The organism is Roseateles sp. P5_E1 (genome assembly GCF_054049335.1).
On record NZ_JBFUMN010000324.1, the window covers coordinates 1 to 591 of the forward strand.

A 591-nucleotide genomic window follows, 5' to 3' on the forward strand; every position below is an offset into this window, starting at 1 on the left:
GTGATGGCTGCGGTGACCGCGTCCAGTGCCGGCTTGCCCGCAGCCAGCACGGCATGGCCTTTCAACAGTGCCTGCTGGAGGGCGGCGCGCGCGGCTTTTTCCTCGGCCGGCGACAGATCCTTGCGCTCCACGCCGGCACCGCCATGAAGGACCAGCACCGGGCTGGCGGCGGTAGCCGCCAGCGGCATCGACAGGCACAGCGACAACAGCAACGCGGTTGGACGGGACATCGGCGGCACCGGCAGGTTGGGAAGGTCCATCATGGCCGCAGATGCGCGGCGCGGGTAGGCCTGTGCCCTGCCCAGCTGGACCTTGCGCGTGATCCGGGTATCGCTGCGGCCAACGGGTGCGCGCTACCGCAGCTGCAGGTGGCCGTCGCGGATGTCGGCGGTCATGCGGAAGGCCGCATCGTCCACGCCGAATCCATCCAGATGCAGCAGGCTGCCGCTGCCCACGCCGGTGACCGGGATCGCGTGGAAATCCAGCGGTTCACCATCGCGCAGGCGCTCGGCGGTATGCCGGGGCATCACCAGCCAGGCGTAGCCGTCGTCATTGCTGAGCACGCGCCCTCGCCCATCGGCCTCCACGCAC

At 70.1% G+C, this 591-nt stretch carries 2 protein-coding genes; both read right to left on the bottom strand.

Features of this window, described 5'->3' with window-relative positions:
• On the bottom strand, window positions 1-263 hold a 263-nt coding region (locus ACXJKJ_RS31310), incomplete at its 3' end, for an isoaspartyl peptidase/L-asparaginase (protein WP_457395525.1).
• A 90-nt stretch (window positions 264-353) separates the two neighbouring features.
• Window positions 354-591, bottom strand: a 238-nt coding sequence (locus ACXJKJ_RS31315) for a hypothetical protein (RefSeq protein ID WP_457395527.1), incomplete at its 5' end; no start/stop codon positions are given.